This window comes from Saprospira grandis str. Lewin (genome assembly GCF_000250635.1).
Taxonomy (GTDB): domain Bacteria; phylum Bacteroidota; class Bacteroidia; order Chitinophagales; family Saprospiraceae; genus Saprospira; species Saprospira grandis.
Window position 1 is genome coordinate 759,416 of the sequence record NC_016940.1, and the last position, 16,592, is coordinate 776,007.

A 16,592-nucleotide genomic window follows, 5' to 3' on the forward strand; every position below is an offset into this window, starting at 1 on the left:
GGCGGCGAAGCCGCAGACCAAAGGCAGGCTCAGCCTGCCTGCAGGGCCGAGCAGACCTGCGAGCCCCGAAACGTAGCGCCGACGACCGAAGGGAGGCGGAGGCCCCAAAAGCAGCCCTTATCCAGCAGAAAACCAGCTTTAATATATATAGACAGCTAAATATTAAGAAATATTTAAATTGATTAGAGATTAGTTTTATACTCTATTATTTATTAGACTTTTGTTGATGGTCAAGGTCCTTTTTATTAGTTGAAAAGACTTGATTATAAAAATGCAAATTCAGGAATTTTCACGTTCTTTAGACAAGGCCGGGGATAAATGCAACTGGCCAACTATTATTCAACGCCCCCTAATTTACTACAGCATGCATAGAAAAATAGCTTACTTTTTCACCCTTTACCTTCTATTGTCCCTGAGTTGGGGCCTAGAAGCGCAGATTGCCTATTTGGATGTTCCGGATCAGACCTTAACGGCGGGACAATCGGCCACTTTTGATTTGACCTCGGATGGGGACAATGAGATTAACATCTCGGTTAATATGAGTGGGAGTACCTTTATTACCTTCACTCGGCCGGCATTAAATTCGGGCGTGAGTCAAACGGCCACCCTACAATTATCTGGGCCAAACATCCGAAAATTGGCGGCTGGGGCCACGATTGGGCCGAGTTCGGGGACCTATACAGCGGGTTCTACTTTTTTTTGTTCAGCCTGTATTCAGGCGCTTTTTCCTTGGGCCGCACCACCTTTTAATGATGTCTATGTGGGCTTTCGGTTTATACGAAACTCGGGGACCACACATTATGCCTGGGTTCGTCTAGATGTACCCTCTGCTGCCAACACGATAACGATTAAGGATTTTGGCTGGGAACAAACGCCTAACACCGCCATTATTGCGGGGGCGACAGGGCAGGTTTTGGTCAATCAGATTCTGGTCTATGGGCAAGGCGGGCAAAATACGATTAGCACGCCAAACGGGACCCTTCAGATGCTGGCGACGACCACACCCACAAATGCCACAGATACCACTAAGAACTGGACGACCAACAACAATAGCATTGCCACAATTAACTCGACTACGGGTTTGTTGCAGGCGGTGAGTAATGGTACCGTTCGGGTTTTTGCCACAGCCAATGATGGCTCTGGCGTATCTGGTTTTGAAGATATTGTCATTTCAGGGCAATTTAAGCCCGTCAGCAGTATTCAGATTGGGGGACAAGGTGGAGCAAGCTCTGTAATTTCTACCCAAAACCTACAAATGACTACTTATATTTTACCGACCGATGCCACAGATACCACAGTAAGTTGGGGGGTCATCAATGGAACGGGAACCGCCACAATAAATGCTTCTGGTCTATTGACAGGGGGAAATCCGGGAACGGTTCAGGTTACTGCCACAGCCAATGATGGCTCGGGCAACTCGGCCACGGCCAATATTACGGTAGATCCTCTGCTAGTGTCTAGTATATCGGTACAAGGACAAGGCGGGGCCAGTAATGTGCAGGCCTCCTCTAGTTTACAGATGGTTGCCACGGTTAGTCCGAGCAATGCCACAAATACAGGCCTAAGTTGGTCGGTGAATAACCAAACGGGTTCTGCCACCATCAACCCGAGTACGGGAATGCTATCGGCTGGAAGTCCAGGCACGGTAGAAGTTTGTGCCACGGCCAATGATGGCTCTGGTGTGGTGGGATGTACGGTTATTACCGTAGATCCTATTTTGGTATCTAGTATATCGGTACAGGGACAAAGTGGACAAACGAATGTACAAGCTGCTGCTAGTTTACAGATGATCGCTACGGTTAGTCCAGCCAATGCTTCTAATCCATCGGTTAGCTGGTCCGTAACAAATGGAACAGGAACCGCCACTATTAACGGCTCGGGTCTATTGACTGGCGGAAACCCTGGAACGGTGCAGGTTTGTGCCACCGCCAATGATGGTTCAGGCGTTTCGGATTGTGTGACAATTACGATTGATCCCATTTTGGTCTCTAGCATTAGCGTGCAGGGGCAAGGCGGAGCAACTAATGTTTCCTCTTCTGCTAGCCTACAGATGTTGGCCACGGTTAGCCCAGCCAATGCCTCTAATCCCTCGGTTAGCTGGTCCGTAACAAATGGAACAGGAACCGCCACCATTAACGGCTCAGGTCTCTTGACTGGCGGAAACCCCGGTACGGTTCAGGTTTGCGCCACCGCCAATGATGGCTCAGGCGTTTCGGATTGTGTGACGATTACGATTGATCCCATTTTGGTCTCTAGCATTAGTGTACAGGGACAAGGAGGAGCAACAGCCGTTTCCTCTTCTGCTAGTTTACAGATGCTGGCCACGGTTAGCCCAGCCAACGCCTCTACCCCATCGGTTAGCTGGTCCGTAGTCAATGGAACAGGAACCGCCACTATCAACGGCTCTGGTCTATTGACTGGCGGAAACCCCGGTACGGTTCAAGTTTGTGCCACCGCCAATGATGGCTCTGGCGTTTCGGATTGTGTAACGATTACGATTGATCCCATTTTGGTCTCTAGCATTAGCGTGCAGGGGCAAGGAGGAGTGAGTACGGTTCAGTCTTCTTCTAGCTTACAAATGTTGGCCACGGTTAGTCCAGCCAATGCCTCTAATTCATCCGTTAGCTGGTCTGTAGTCAATGGAACAGGAACCGCCACTATCAACGGCTCTGGTCTATTGACTGGTGGAAACCCCGGTACGGTTCAGGTTTGTGCCACGGCCAATGATGGCTCGGGCGTTTCGGATTGTGTGACAATTACGATTGATCCCATTTTGGTCTCTAGCATTAGCGTGCAGGGACAAGGAGGAGCGACCAATGTTTCCTCTTCTGCTAGCTTACAGATGTTGGCTACAGTTAGTCCAGCCAATGCCTCTAATCCTTCCGTTAGCTGGTCCGTAGTCAATGGAACAGGAACCGCCACTATCAACGGCTCTGGTCTGTTGACGGGCGGAAACCCAGGTACGGTTCAGGTTTGTGCCACCGCCAATGATGGCTCAGGCGTTTCGGATTGTGTAACAATTACGATTGATCCCATTTTGGTATCCAGCATTAGCGTGCAGGGACAAGGAGGGGCAACAGCCGTTTCCTCTTCTGCTAGCTTACAGATGTTGGCCACAGTTAGTCCAGCCAATGCTTCTAATCCTTCGGTTAGCTGGTCCGTAACAAATGGAACAGGAACAGCGACCATTAACGGCTCGGGTCTATTGACCGGCGGAAACCCTGGTACCGTTCAAGTTTGTGCTACGGCCAATGATGGCTCTGGCGTTTCCGATTGTGTGACGATTACGATTGATCCTATTTTGGTATCCAGCATTAGCGTGCAGGGGCAAGGAGGGGCAACTGCCGTTTCCTCTTCTGCAACCCTACAGATGTTGGCCACGGTTAGCCCAGCCAATGCCTCTAATCCTTCGGTTAGCTGGTCCGTAACAAATGGGACAGGAACAGCCACTATTAACGGCTCTGGCCTCTTGACTGGCGGAAACCCAGGTACGGTTCAGGTTTGTGCTACCGCCAATGATGGCTCTGGCGTTTCGGATTGTGTGACGATTACGATTGATCCCATTTTGGTCTCCAGCATTAGCGTGCAGGGACAGGGTGGAGCAACAGCGGTTTCCTCTTCTGCTAGCTTACAGATGCTGGCCACGGTTAGTCCAGCCAATGCCTCTAATCCTTCGGTTAGTTGGTCTGTAACGAACGGCACAGGAACCGCTACCATTAACGGCTCGGGTCTCTTGACCGGCGGAAACCCCGGTACGGTTCAGGTTTGCGCTACGGCCAATGATGGCTCAGGCGTTTCCGATTGTGTGACGATTACGATTGATCCTATTTTGGTATCCAGCATTAGCGTGCAGGGGCAAGGCGGAGCAACTAATATTTCCTCTTCTGCTAGCTTACAAATGTTGGCCACAGTTAGTCCAGCCAATGCTTCTAATCCCTCGGTTAGCTGGTCTGTAGTCAATGGTACAGGAACCGCCACTATTAACGGCTCTGGCCTCTTGACTGGCGGAAACCCTGGTACGGTTCAGGTTTGCGCCACCGCCAATGATGGCTCGGGCATTTCGGATTGTATGACGATTACGATTGATCCCATTTTGGTCTCTAGCATTAGCGTGCAGGGACAAGGAGGGGCAACAGCCGTTTCCTCTTCTTCAACCCTACAAATGTTGGCCACGGCTAGCCCAGCCAATGCCTCTAATCCATCGGTTAGCTGGTCCGTAACGAACGGCACAGGAACCGCTACCATTAACGGCTCAGGTCTCTTGACCGGCGGAAACCCCGGTACGGTTCAGGTTTGTGCCACCGCCAATGATGGCTCTGGCGTTTCGGATTGTGTGACGATTAGCATTGATCCCATTTTGGTCTCTACCATTAGCGTGCAGGGACAAGGAGGTGCGAACAGCATACAAGCTGGCTCAAACCTTCAGATGGTAGCTACCGTCAGTCCAGCCAATGCCTCCAACCAAACGGTAGTTTGGTCGGTCAACAATCAGAGTGGTACGGCTAGCATTGATCCCAATACAGGGCTGCTATCCGCAACTACAGCAGGAACTGTAGAAGTTTGTGCCACGGCCACAGATGGTTCTGGCGTTTCAGGCTGTACCGTAATTACGATTAACACAACAACTATTCTTGTCAGTGCGATTAGCGTACAGGGACAAGGCGGAAATAGCAATGTACAGGCAGGAGCCAACCTACAAATGGAGGCCACCGTCAGTCCAGCCAATGCGTCCAACCAGACGGTAGTTTGGTCGGTAACAAACCAAACAGGTACCGCCACCATTGACCCCAATACGGGCCTACTTACAGGAGGCAGTGCCGGAACTGTAGAGGTTTGCGCCACGGCCACAGACGGTTCTGGAGTATCTGGCTGTACAACAATAACTGTTTTAACTGCGGTAGTGACCGTAAGCAGCATTAGTGTACAAGGACAAGGGGGGCAAAGCAACCTTACTTTAGGAAATAATCTACAGATGGTAGCAACGGTTAACCCCGCTAATGCAACCAATAGCTCGGTTAGCTGGTCCGTAAACAACCAAACGGGAACAGCTAGTATTGATCCCCTAACAGGCCTATTAAGCGCTACCTCTGAAGGTACCGTAGAAGTCTGTGCCACGGCCAATGATGGTTCTGGCGTTTCGGGCTGTACGATTATTACCATTGACCCCATTTTGGTCAGCAGTATTGTTGTGCAAGGCCAAGGGGGAGCCACAAATGTCGCTTCTTCTTCTAACTTACAGATGGTAGCAACGGTTAGCCCCAGCAATGCCTCTAATAGCTCGCTGAGTTGGTCCGTAAACAACCAGACAGGAACGGCCACGATTAACCCTAGTACAGGTGTTTTGAGTGCTGGTAATCCTGGTACGGTAGAAGTTTGTGCCACCGCCAATGATGGCTCTGGCGTTTCTGACTGTATTATTATTACAATCGATCCCATTTTGGTCAGCAGTATTGCTGTGCAAGGCCAAGGGGGAGCCACAAATGTACAAGCCAATGCCAGCTTACAGATGTTGGCCACGGTTAGCCCAGCCAATGCCTCGAATAGCTCGGTCAGTTGGTCCGTAATCAACGGAACAGGTACTGCGACAATTAACAGTGCAGGTCTCTTGAGCGCAGGAAACCCCGGTACGGTTCAAGTTTGTGCTACGGCTAATGATGGCTCGGGCGTTTCAGATTGTGTAACGATTACCATTGATCCCATTTTGGTCAGCAGCATTACGGTCCAAGGACAAGGGGGACAAACCAATGTCCTCTCTTCAAGCAACTTGCAAATGTTGGCTACAATCAGCCCAACAAATGCCTCCAATAGCTCCTTGAGTTGGTCCGTAAATAACCAAACGGGGACAGCTACCATTAACCCCAGCACGGGCGTTTTGACTGCTGGTAATCCCGGTACGGTAGAGGTTTGTGCTACCGCCAATGATGGCTCGGGCATTTCTGACTGTATTGTGATTACAATCGATCCCATTTTGGTTAGCAGTATTACTGTGCAAGGTCAAGGGGGCGCCACTAGCGTAACCGCTTCGGCTAGTTTGCAGATGCTGGCCACGGTCAGTCCAAGCAATGCCTCTAATACAACAGTCAACTGGAGCGTTACCAACCAAACAGGAAGCGCAACGATCAATAGTGCAGGACTTTTGACCGCTGGAGCTGCAGGTACGGTAGAGGTTTGCGCAACAGCTACGGATGGCTCTGGCGTTTCTGACTGTATTATTATTAGCATAACAACAAATACCGTTTTGGTCTCTAGCATTGCCGTGCAAGGCCAAGGAGGAGCCACTAATGTCACCGCTTCGGCTAGTTTGCAAATGTTGGCTACAGTTAGCCCAAGCAATGCCTCGAATAACTCGGTCAGTTGGTCGGTAAACAACCAAACAGGTACCGCTACCATTAACCCCAGTACAGGCGTTTTGACCGCTGGTAATCCCGGTACGGTAGAGGTTTGTGCTACGGCCAATGATGGCTCAGGCATTTCTGACTGTATCATTATTACGATTGACCCCATTTTGGTCAGCAGCATTGCTGTACAAGGCCAAGGAGGAGCCACTAACGTCAGCGCTTCGGCTAGTTTGCAGATGCTGGCCACGGTTAGTCCAACTAATGCCTCGAATAACTCAGTCAGTTGGTCGGTGAACAACCAAACGGGTACCGCTACTATCAATACCAGCACGGGCGTTTTGACCGCTGGTAATCCCGGTACGGTAGAGGTTTGTGCCACAGCCAATGATGGCTCGGGCGTTTCGGATTGTATTGTGATTACGATTGATCCCATTTTGGTCAGCAGTATTACGGTCCAAGGACAAGGGGGAGCTACTACAGTTTCTACCTCTTCTAGCCTACAAATGATTGCGACCGTTAGTCCAAGCAATGCCTCGAATCCAAATATTAGCTGGTCGGTCAATAATCAGACGGGCTCGGCAAGTATTAGTGCTTCTGGTGTGTTGAGTCCTAGCTCGGCAGGAACCGTAGAGGTTTGTGCCACGGCTACCGATGGCTCTGGCGTTTCGGATTGTATTCTGATTACAATTAGCAATACCTTTATTCCCGTTACAGCGATTAGTGTACAGGGACAGGGAGGAACCAACAGCATCAATGCAGGAGCAAGCTTGCAGATGCAGGCTACGGTGACGCCCTCCAATGCAACGAACCCTAGCGTGAGTTGGTCGGTCAATAACCAAACAGGAACAGCGACCATCAATCCCACAACAGGACAGCTTATTGCTGGAAACCCCGGTACGGTAGAGGTTTGCGCCACGGCCAATGATGGTTCGGGCGTAGTGGGCTGTACCATTATTACAATCAATGCCGTTTTGGTCTCTAGCATTGCTGTGCAAGGGCAGGGCGGCGCCACTAGCGTTCAAGCCAATGCCAGTTTGCAAATGATAGCCACGGTTAATCCCGCCAATGCAACGGACAATAGCGTGAGTTGGTCGGTCAATAACCAAACAGGATCAGCGACGATTAACCCCAGTACGGGCGTTTTGACTGCCGCTAGTCCAGGTACCGTAGAGGTTTGTGCTACGGCCAATGATGGCTCAGGCGTAACGGACTGTATCATAATTACCATCGATCCTATTTTGGTCTCTAGCATTGCTGTGCAGGGCCAAGGCGGCGCCACCAGCGTTCAAGCCAATGCCAGTCTGCAGATGATCGCTACGGTAACGCCCTCCAATGCCTCGAATCCTTCGGTCAACTGGACGGTCACTAACCAAACGGGAACAGCAACCATTAACCCCAGCACTGGGGTCTTGATGGCGGGTAACCCCGGCACGGTAGAGGTTTGTGCCACAGCCAATGATGGTTCTGGCGTTTCTGACTGTATCATTATTACGATCGATCCCATTTATGTGACGGGAATTAGCGTGCAGGGCCAAGGCGGACAATCCTCGATTACGACCCTCAATGGTAACTTACAAATGTTTGCTACGGTAACGCCTAGCAATGCCTCGAACCCAACTGTAGTTTGGTCGGTGAATGACCCTGCTGTAGCCACAATCGATCCCAATACGGGACTGCTTACGGCTGTTGGCAATGGTTTGGTCACGGTAACCGCTACGGCCACCGATGGCTCTAATGTCTTTGGCTCAACCATTATTACGGTTAGTAATCAGTCGGTGATGGTGCAAACGATTTTGGTCAATTCTCAATCGGGAATAGATCATATTACAACTAATGCCGGAAGTTTACAGATGATCGCTACAATCCTTCCAACTAGTGCCAATAACCAAAATGTAAACTGGTCGGTATCCAATAGCAGTATTGCCAGCATCAACGCTACGGGTGTGCTACAAGCACTAACCAATGGCGTGGTTACGGTAACGGCTACGGCTACTGATGGCTCTGGCGTTTCGGGCAGCAAACAGATTACGATTAGCAACCAAGGTGGGCAGGGACAGATTCTGGTCTCTTCTATTCAGGTACTTTCTGCTGGCGGAAATACGGAGATTAACTTGCCCAATGGGACTTTGCAGCTCTTTGCGGTGGTTTCTCCAACTAATGCCGATAATCAAAATGTAGGTTGGTCGGTCTCTAATACTTCGGTGGGAACTATTGACCAATCTGGCATCCTTACCGCTAGAGGCAATGGCCAGGTCTTGGTCGTGGCTTCTGCTCAAGATGGCTCGGGCGTTTCGGGTTCTATTCTCATCGAGGTGAGTAATCAACCCACGGGAATAACTCCTATTGCGCTGACTGATGGGCAATATCGGATTTATCCAAACCCGCTTCAGGAGGTCCTAAATCTAGAGTTGGAGCTGCCCAATGCGGCCCCAGATGCTCGCTTACAGATTTTTGATTTCGCCGGGCGCTTATTGCTGGATCGCCAGCTAGATCTCCCCGAAGGCTTCTCGAATACTCAGCTTCAGCTTCCTGCTGACTGGCCTTCTGGGCTCTATTTCCTACAATTACAAACGCCTAAGGGGCAGCTCTTGGGCCAAAAGCTACAAAAACCATAAGCTAGCTGTTCTATAATTTGAAAAAGCCTGTTCGCTATTTGCGGATGGGCTTTTTTGTTTTTGGGGCCTCCCGCAGCAAGCTGCGGGCGCTACGCTTTGGGGCTCGCAAGTCTGCTCGGCCCTGCGGCGGCTTTGCCGCCTGGGTCTGGCCTGACGGCCACCCCGCCGCATCGCTAGGCCGTTTGGCCTTCGGCCATGGCTGCGGGTTGAAACCCGCAGCCAATTTCGGAACCACTAAGCTAGATTTTGGCTACCCTTTTCTGCGCCTAGGGACAAGCCCCTAGGCGACTACTGGCCAAATCGAGACTGTTTAAAATTTTGTGTTTCTCCTTTTTGCTGCCTAGGGACAAGCCCCTAGGCTAGCTTTTTCAGACAGCCCTCTAAAGAGGGCCTTTGGATAAGCTACTTCTCTGCTAAAATGACTTAGCAAGGCCTTATACATCAACAGTTGAGGCCCTTTAGGGCTGACTCCATTGGATTAGCCTAGGGGCTTTTCCCTAGGCGACTATTGGCCAAATCCTAACAAGCTAAAGGCCAAAATTTTATTCGGATACACAAAATCCTGAACAGTCCCATCAATGATGTCTGGGGTATCATCAATGACCATTGAACTATCATCAATGATCTCTGGAGTATCATTAACGACCATTGAACTATCATCAATGATCTCTGGAGTATCATTAACGACCATTGAACTATCATCAATGATGTCTGGGGTATCATTAACGACTATTGAACTATCATCAATGATCTCTGGAGTATCATTAACGACCATTGAACTATCATCAATGATGTCTGGAGTATCATCAACGATACTAAAAAGGTCATTCTCTAGCTCTTTGAATAAGTTCAGTAAGTCAGCACTTTAACTTATTGCTAACAATTGGACCCTTAGGCGGTTTAGCAGGCGGCGCAGCCGCCGCAGGCCTAGCGATGTGCAAGGGTGGCCAAAGGCCAGACCGAGGCAGCTTCGCTGCCGAAGGGCCGAGCAGACCTGCGAGCCCTGAAACGTAGCGCCGCAGCTTGCTGCGGAGGCCCCCAAAAAAAAGCTGCTGCAACAAAAATGTTACAGCAGCTAGTAAACAGTAGTTTCAAACTACCTACTTCACAATATCCAAAAGCTCAATTTCGAAGACCAAAATAGAGTTGGCGGGAATGCCTGGGCGGCCTTGGGGGCCATAAGCCAAGCCAGAGGGGATATATACTCTCCATTTGGCGCCAGTGCCCATCATGGGCAAAACCTCTTGCCAGCCTTTGATTACGCCCTGAATGGGAAACTCGGCGGGTTGGCCACGGTCTACAGAGCTGTCAAAGACAGAACCGTCTAGCAAAGTACCGTGGTAGTGCGTGCGCACCTTATCCGTAATGGCGGGTTTGGGTCCTTTGCCCTCTGTGAGCACTTCATACTGGATGCCAGAAGGCAGGCTGATGATCTTATCATTTTCCTTGGCATTCTTTTCAAAAAATGCTTTTTCCTGCTCCTTTACCTTTTGGGCCATTTCTGCCTGCATCTTTTGGTTGGCCGTATTGATAATCTGCTGGGCATTTTCGCCAGTCATGCTAGGCGCGCCCTCAAAAACAGAGGTAAAGCCCTTATTGAAGCCTTCAAAATCAAAGCTATTGCCATCGAGCATCCCTTGCGATTTTACATTAAAGCCCACTAGAAAGCCCAACTCCGCCGAGAAATTCTCGGGGGCTTCGGGCATAGGGTTTCCAGATTGCTTGGCTGCGGCACAGCCTCCCATATATTGTTGGATTTTTGGACCAACTGTTTGCATTTGGAAGGGCTCCTCCCCTTTCATGGCTGCTTGAAAGTTTGTTGTAAACTCAGCAACATTCAAGACATCGGCAGTAATGCCAGCGCCATTCATGAGGTCGCTAGCGATATATACGCCAAAGGCCTCGCCCAAATTGCCGGCAAGAGCGGCGGCATCGGTAGTGGCTTTTCCTTCCATTTGTTCTAGGTTTTCGCCTAGTTCTGCCGCGCCGGCTTTTTCTGTATTTTCTGTACAGCCAACAAGGCCCAAACCAGCTGCTAGAGCCAGTACTAAAAACTGTTTTTTCATTTTATTTAGGATTATTATTTTAGTTGATAGAGAGCAACTCAATTTCGAAAATCAGGATAGAATTAGGGGGAATATTGCCTACGGCCTGGCTACCATAGCCCAAAGCAGAGGGGATGTACACCTTCCATTTAGAGCCAGTGGGCATCAGTTGTAGAATCTCCTGCCAGCCTTGGATCACGCCACCGACGGGAAAAGTAGCGGGTTGGCCGCGATCTACAGAGCTATCGAAGACAGTTCCATTGGTAAGCATACCATGATAATGAGTAGTCACGCTACTTTCTGCAGTAGGTTTTTCGCCTTCGCCAGCTGTTAAGACTTCATATTGAATACCTGACTCTAGGGTGATAATACTCTTATTATTTTTGGCATTGTCTGCAAACCAAGTTTTTTCCTCGGCCAGTTTAGCTTCTGCCTGAGCGGCTTGTACAGCCTCCATGCGGGCCATAAAACGCTCTTGAGCTTGGTCCATCATTTCGGGATCTAGTTCAGTTTCTAGAGCCTTCATGATACCTGCGGCAATTTCCTCTGCAGACAAAGAGTCTTTGGGGATCCCTTGCATAGCAATACTAGCGCCCACCAAAAGGCCATAATTATAGCTAAGGCCCAGGCTGTCTACCTGTACCGTTTTTTGTTTTTTTCTACGCTTTTTCTTGCGTCTTTGGGCCGAGGCCTCGGGAGTCATGCTCAACATGATAAAAAGGAGCAAAAGAGCGGCGCCCCAAGAAGAGGCATTCATAGATAATTTCATATAAGATAGGATTGTAGAGATGGCCCTAAAGACCATAAAACAGAAGGCTCGTCTGTCCAGAAAGGAGCAAAACGAGCCTTAGCATAGTGAAAGTTATGATTTAGGCCTTAACTTCTTGGCCATATAGTAGTGCCCGCTGTTCCTTAACGCTAGGATCGCGGAGATAATCATCATAAGGCATCAGCTTATCGATAATTCCGTTGGGGGTAATTTCAATAATTCTGTTGGCAATAGTTTGCACAAACTGATGATCTGAAGAGGTAAAGAAAATATAGCCGGGGAACTCCACCAAAGACTCGTTGAGCTTTGTGATAGATTCTAGATCAAGGTGAGAAGTGGGTTCATCCAAAACCAGGGCATTTCCTTCTTCTAGCATGAGGCGAGAGAGCAAACAGCGCACTTTTTCACCTCCAGAAAGGACCTTAGCTGACTTTTGGGTTTCTTCTCCAGAGAAGAGGAGACTGTTCAGGATTTTGTGTATCCGAATAAAATTTGGCCCTTTAGCTTAGTGCTCAAAAGCAAGATTCAGTCATTCATCGCCTAGGGACAAGCCCCTAGGCTAATCCAATGGAGGCAGCCCTCTACGAGGGCCTCAACTGTTGATACACAAGGCCTTGTTCAGTTGTTGTCGCAGAGAAGAACCTTATCCAAAGGCCCTCTTTAGAGGGCTGTCTGAAAAGCTAGCCTAGGGGCTTGTCCCTAGGCGCAGGAAAGGGCATACACAAAATTTTAAACAGACTCGAGAAGAGCATACGGCCAAGGAAGCCACGGATAAAGGTTTCGTCTTTTTCTTCAGAATATTGGCGCAACCAATCGACTAGATTGAGGTCTACATCAAAGTAGTGATTATTTTCGTTGGGCAAATAAGAGGGGGTTACGGTAACGCCCCAGTTAATGCTGCCCGAATCGGCTTGTACGTCCTGTTCTCCAGCCAAACACTCTAAAAACTTAGAGACGGCCAAGCTATTTTTAGACAAGAAGGCGATTTTTTGGTCTCTTTGAACGGTAAAATTGACCTTATCAAAAAGGACCTCTCCGCCTAGGCTCATCTTAAGGTCGCGCACCTCTAGGATTTGGTCTCCTACCTCACGGTTTTGCTTAAAGATAATACCGGGATAGCGGCGAGTAGAAGGCTTAATTTCGTCTAGGTTGAGTTTCTCCAAAGCCTTTTTCCGAGAAGTGGCCTGTTTGGCCTTAGAGGCATTGGCTGAAAAGCGCTGGATAAACTCGGTGAGCTCCTTGCGTTTTTGCTCTGTCTTTTTATTCTTATCGGCCATTTGGCGAGCGGCCAACTGGCTAGACTCATACCAGAAAGTATAGTTACCTGTATGTAGATTGATTCGCATACGGTCTACATCGGCAATATGCGTACAAACGGCATCGAGGAAGTGACGGTCGTGAGAAACCACAATAACGGTATTTCTGAAATCAGCCAAGAAATCCTCTAGCCACATGATGGTTTCTGCATCCAAGTCGTTGGTGGGCTCATCGAGAATCAACACATCGGGATTACCATAAAGGGCTTGGGCCAAGAGCACCCGTACCTTTTGGCTGGTATTGAGCTCTTTCATGGGCTTATGGTGTAGTTCTTCGGCTACGCCCAAATTACTTAGGAGTTCGGCTGCATCGCTTTCTGCAGACCAGCCGCCCATTTCTTCAAAATCGGCGCTGAGTTCTCCGGCGCGCATACCGTCGGCCTCGCTAAAATCGGGCTTGAGGTAAATTTGGTCCAGCTCTACTTTGGTATCGTACAACTTTTTGTGGCCCATCATGACCGTATCTAAAACGGCAAATTCGTCATAGGCGAAATGGTCCTGCTTAAGCACAGACATCCGAGTACCGGGTTCTAAAGATACTTGACCAGTGGTGGCATCTAGCTCTCCAGATAAAATTTTGAGGAAGGTTGATTTTCCGGCTCCATTGGCCCCAATAACGCCGTAGCAATTGCCGGTAGAAAAAACAACATTCACCTCATCAAAAAGGATGCGTTTGCCGAAACGCATAGAAAGATTGCTGACAGTTAGCATTTATGGTTGGTTTGTGGCGGTGTTCAAATGATTTCACTTAGTTGGCCGCAAAGTTACTGATTTATCATTGGATTTCCTGATATCCAATTGAATTTAGCAGTTTTAGGGGGGAAGTTGTTGTTTCTAAGGCTATTTGGCTCTGTGTAGTCCTGCTTATTGGTTCTTTTTAGGGCTAAAGCAGGAGCACCAAAAATAGCTAATGATCCATCTCTTAAGAGAGAACTTATTCCCTTCATTTTAAACATAAGTATGCCTTTCCTATTCAAAAGACAGATTGAGACGAGTTTAGTTAGACTATTTGTTTGTCTATCCTTATTTGCTCCCCTTTACTATTTGCATGCACAAACTCCATGGCAAAAACAGCTGAGGACGAAGGAAGAAAAACTTTCTAGCTTAGAATATATCTATGCCCAAACAGACAGGACAATTTACCGTCCTGGAGAAACTATTTGGTTTACGGCCTATTTATTTGGGGCTCAAAAAGGGCTAGCGCCTCCATCTCAATATATTTATGCTCAACTTATTGGTCCAGATGGGGCAGTAAAAGAAGAATTTCGTTTAGAGGTAATTAACAGAACCGCTAGAGGTTGTTTTCAGCTAGCTAAAACGGCAGTGATCGGGGGCTACCAACTTCAATTGTATAGCCAATGGCAAAAAAACTTTGGTACAGCCCTCTTCTTTAAAAAAGAGCTAAAAATAAAGTCTTTAGGTCCTTCATCAGAGCAAGCTATTGGCAGTCAAAGAGAAAAATTAAAGAAGATTCAACTACATTTTCATCCAGAAGGGGGCTATTTACTTGCAAACTGTACTAACCGCTTAGCAATAAAAACAGTAGATGAAAAAGGCCGTAGTGTAGCGATTAAAGCCGTTCTGCTTAACCAGAAAAAGGAGGTCTTAGCCCAATATGAAACTTATCATGCGGGAATTGGAAGCTTAGTGTTTAGCCCTCAGCAAAATGAAAATTATACGCTTAAGGTCCTAAGCCCTATAGAAGAAGAATACCCTCTGCCTAAAATTAGAAATAAAGGGCTACATTTGAGCTGCTTAAAGCAAGAAAATCAAGTTTTAAGCATCAATATTTTTAGTACTAAGCAAAGACCTGTAGAACTACTTATAGAACAGGCTGAAGGGCTACTAATAAAGAAAAAGCTAGAACTAAAAAAGGGGAATCAACAATACCTAATTTCCTTAAAAGACGGCCAGAAAGGCTTAGCTCAATTAAGTCTGCGTAAAGTAAAAGGCCCTAAGCTCCTACAAAGGATATTTTTTCTTCAGCAAGAAGAGGTGCAGTATTTAGTCCATAAAAAGCTCGACTACAAAAAGGATAGTTCGCTCTTAAGGCTCCAACTAAAAGATGCCGATAACCGACCACTAAAAGCACAATTATCATTTGCTCTAACCATAGAGGAGGAAAAAAGGCCTCGAGATGACGAACATCTTTTATCCTACAGCTTGCTATCTATACCTTTAAGTATTCCAATTGAGCAAGCTGGTTTTTATCTAAATAAGGCCAACCCAAAAGCAGATAGTGCTCTGGATAACTTACTGCTTAGCCAGAGCTGGGCGGCTCTGCATCCACTTCAGCCTGCTCAAGCAAAGATTAAACTTAGTTATCCGGCAGAGGTAGGCGGACAATTAAGAGCCCTACTGTTTTGGCGCAAACTTCCGCTGGCCCACAAAAAAGTTGCTATTTATGATAGTAGTGGAACAAAACTCCTCCAAAAAATAAAAACAAATGCTCAAGGTGAAATCTATTGGGAAGAGGATGAATTTCAGGAAGACCTCATCGTAAAAATCGACCATTATGGCTACCAGCTTTCAAAAAAGATTTATTACCGTCCGCCCTGCCCTCATTACAGTAAAACAATTACAAAAAACGCAGGCCTATCAAATCAACTAAGTGCAAAGGTTCTCGATTATAAAGGAGAGCCTATGTACTATCTGTTTATAGATCTCTGTAGAGAAAATGAATGCAAGACCATTCAAACTAGTTGGGATGGGACCTTTAAGCTAGATTCTTTGGTCCCAGGGCGCTATGATTTACACATTAGAGGAAGAGAGCATGAAGATCTATGCTTTAATAATATTTGCTTAGCTGCAGATGATAGCCTCCAACTAACGGTCTCCTATGAAGGCTTAGGGCTAGCATCTAAATCAGAAGTTAATTCAGGAGTGCTTATACATTATACGCCAGTCCCCTATACTAAAGCAGAAGTTGAGTCTTGTCCTCCAAACCTCAATGATCCGATTAGCTATAATGATTTGATTAGAGTGGAAGAAGGCATTGAAAGACGCCCAGCCTTCTTAGGAGAAGTTGGAGAAGCATCTAATTATGCGGCCTTCTACAGAGCACAAGGAAAAGCCTACTATTACGAAACGCATTCCAAGCAGCGTGAATCTCAACCTTATTTGCGTTTTCGTATCCCATCTTCTGGATTAAAATGGCTTAATGCACAGCATGGCAGCCCTAATGTCTTTCCTTCTCGTCCCTTTTATCCAGAAAACAATAAAACCATCCTTTGGCAAGCGAAAATTGAGACCAACGAACTAGGACAGCTAGATATCCCTTACCCCAAAAGTCCAGAAAAATATCGTTTAATCATAGAAGGTATCGGCAAAAATGGCGAGTTAATTTACTGGGAGCAGCAGCTTTAGCCCAACTTCCCCTAAGCCGCTTCTAAGCAGGGAAGTTGTATTTGGCTGAGGGATGGGAAGGGGGGCCGCAGGCCCGACCAAGGGCGGAACGAAGTGGAGCCCGCAGGGCCGAGCAGACCTGCGAGCCCGGGACAGCCCGACCC

6 protein-coding genes and 1 pseudogene are annotated in these 16,592 nt (G+C 47.9%); 2 read left to right on the forward strand and 5 right to left on the reverse strand.

Features of this window, described 5'->3' with window-relative positions; translation table 11 throughout:
- Positions 1-364: 364 nt before the first annotated feature.
- Complete coding sequence (locus tag SGRA_RS03280; RefSeq protein WP_245538629.1) at positions 365-8,953, forward strand: Ig-like domain-containing protein; 8,589 nt, start codon at positions 365-367, stop codon at positions 8,951-8,953.
- Between the two features lie 505 nt (positions 8,954-9,458).
- Here the strand turns inward: SGRA_RS03280 and SGRA_RS03290 are convergent.
- The 5 genes and pseudogenes from SGRA_RS03290 to SGRA_RS03310 all read right to left on the reverse strand — a co-directional run.
- Positions 9,459-9,644 (reverse strand): hypothetical protein, encoded by a 186-nt coding sequence (locus SGRA_RS03290; RefSeq protein WP_148268255.1) that lies wholly within the window; start codon positions 9,642-9,644, stop codon positions 9,459-9,461.
- A 409-nt stretch (positions 9,645-10,053) separates the two neighbouring features.
- The gene (gene bamJ, locus SGRA_RS03295; protein WP_014373736.1) at positions 10,054-11,019 is read right to left on the reverse strand and encodes a BamJ family beta-barrel-assembly machinery protein; all 966 of its coding nucleotides are present in this window, start codon (positions 11,017-11,019) and stop codon (positions 10,054-10,056) included.
- Positions 11,020-11,038: 19 nt separating this feature from the next.
- Positions 11,039-11,767 carry a BamJ family beta-barrel-assembly machinery protein gene (gene bamJ, locus SGRA_RS03300; RefSeq protein ID WP_014373737.1) on the reverse strand — a complete coding sequence of 243 codons (729 nt, stop codon included), beginning with the start codon at positions 11,765-11,767 and terminating at the stop codon, positions 11,039-11,041.
- Between the two features lie 100 nt (positions 11,768-11,867).
- Positions 11,868-12,254 (reverse strand): ATP-binding cassette domain-containing protein, encoded by a 387-nt coding sequence (locus SGRA_RS03305; protein ID WP_081477662.1) that lies wholly within the window; start codon positions 12,252-12,254, stop codon positions 11,868-11,870.
- Positions 12,255-12,507: 253 nt separating this feature from the next.
- Positions 12,508-13,794: pseudogene (locus SGRA_RS03310) on the reverse strand (ABC-F family ATP-binding cassette domain-containing protein); the annotation flags it as partial.
- Between the two features lie 249 nt (positions 13,795-14,043).
- Between SGRA_RS03310 and SGRA_RS03320 the strand changes: the two are divergent.
- Positions 14,044-16,449, forward strand: coding sequence for an MG2 domain-containing protein (locus SGRA_RS03320; RefSeq protein ID WP_014373739.1), 2,406 nt, complete (start codon positions 14,044-14,046; stop codon positions 16,447-16,449).
- Positions 16,450-16,592 lie beyond the last annotated feature (143 nt).

Bases quoted from the DNA above. Each gene is read 5' to 3' on its own strand.
- SGRA_RS03280 (WP_245538629.1), top strand. From the start codon at position 365: ATGCATAGAAAAATAGCTTACTTTTTCACCCTTTACCTTCTATTGTCC.
- SGRA_RS03290 (WP_148268255.1), bottom strand. From the start codon at position 9,644: ATGGTCGTTAATGATACTCCAGAGATCATTGATGATAGTTCAATGGTC.
- bamJ (WP_014373736.1), bottom strand. From the start codon at position 11,019: ATGAAAAAACAGTTTTTAGTACTGGCTCTAGCAGCTGGTTTGGGCCTT.
- bamJ (WP_014373737.1), bottom strand. From the start codon at position 11,767: ATGAAATTATCTATGAATGCCTCTTCTTGGGGCGCCGCTCTTTTGCTC.
- SGRA_RS03320 (WP_014373739.1), top strand. From the start codon at position 14,044: ATGCCTTTCCTATTCAAAAGACAGATTGAGACGAGTTTAGTTAGACTA.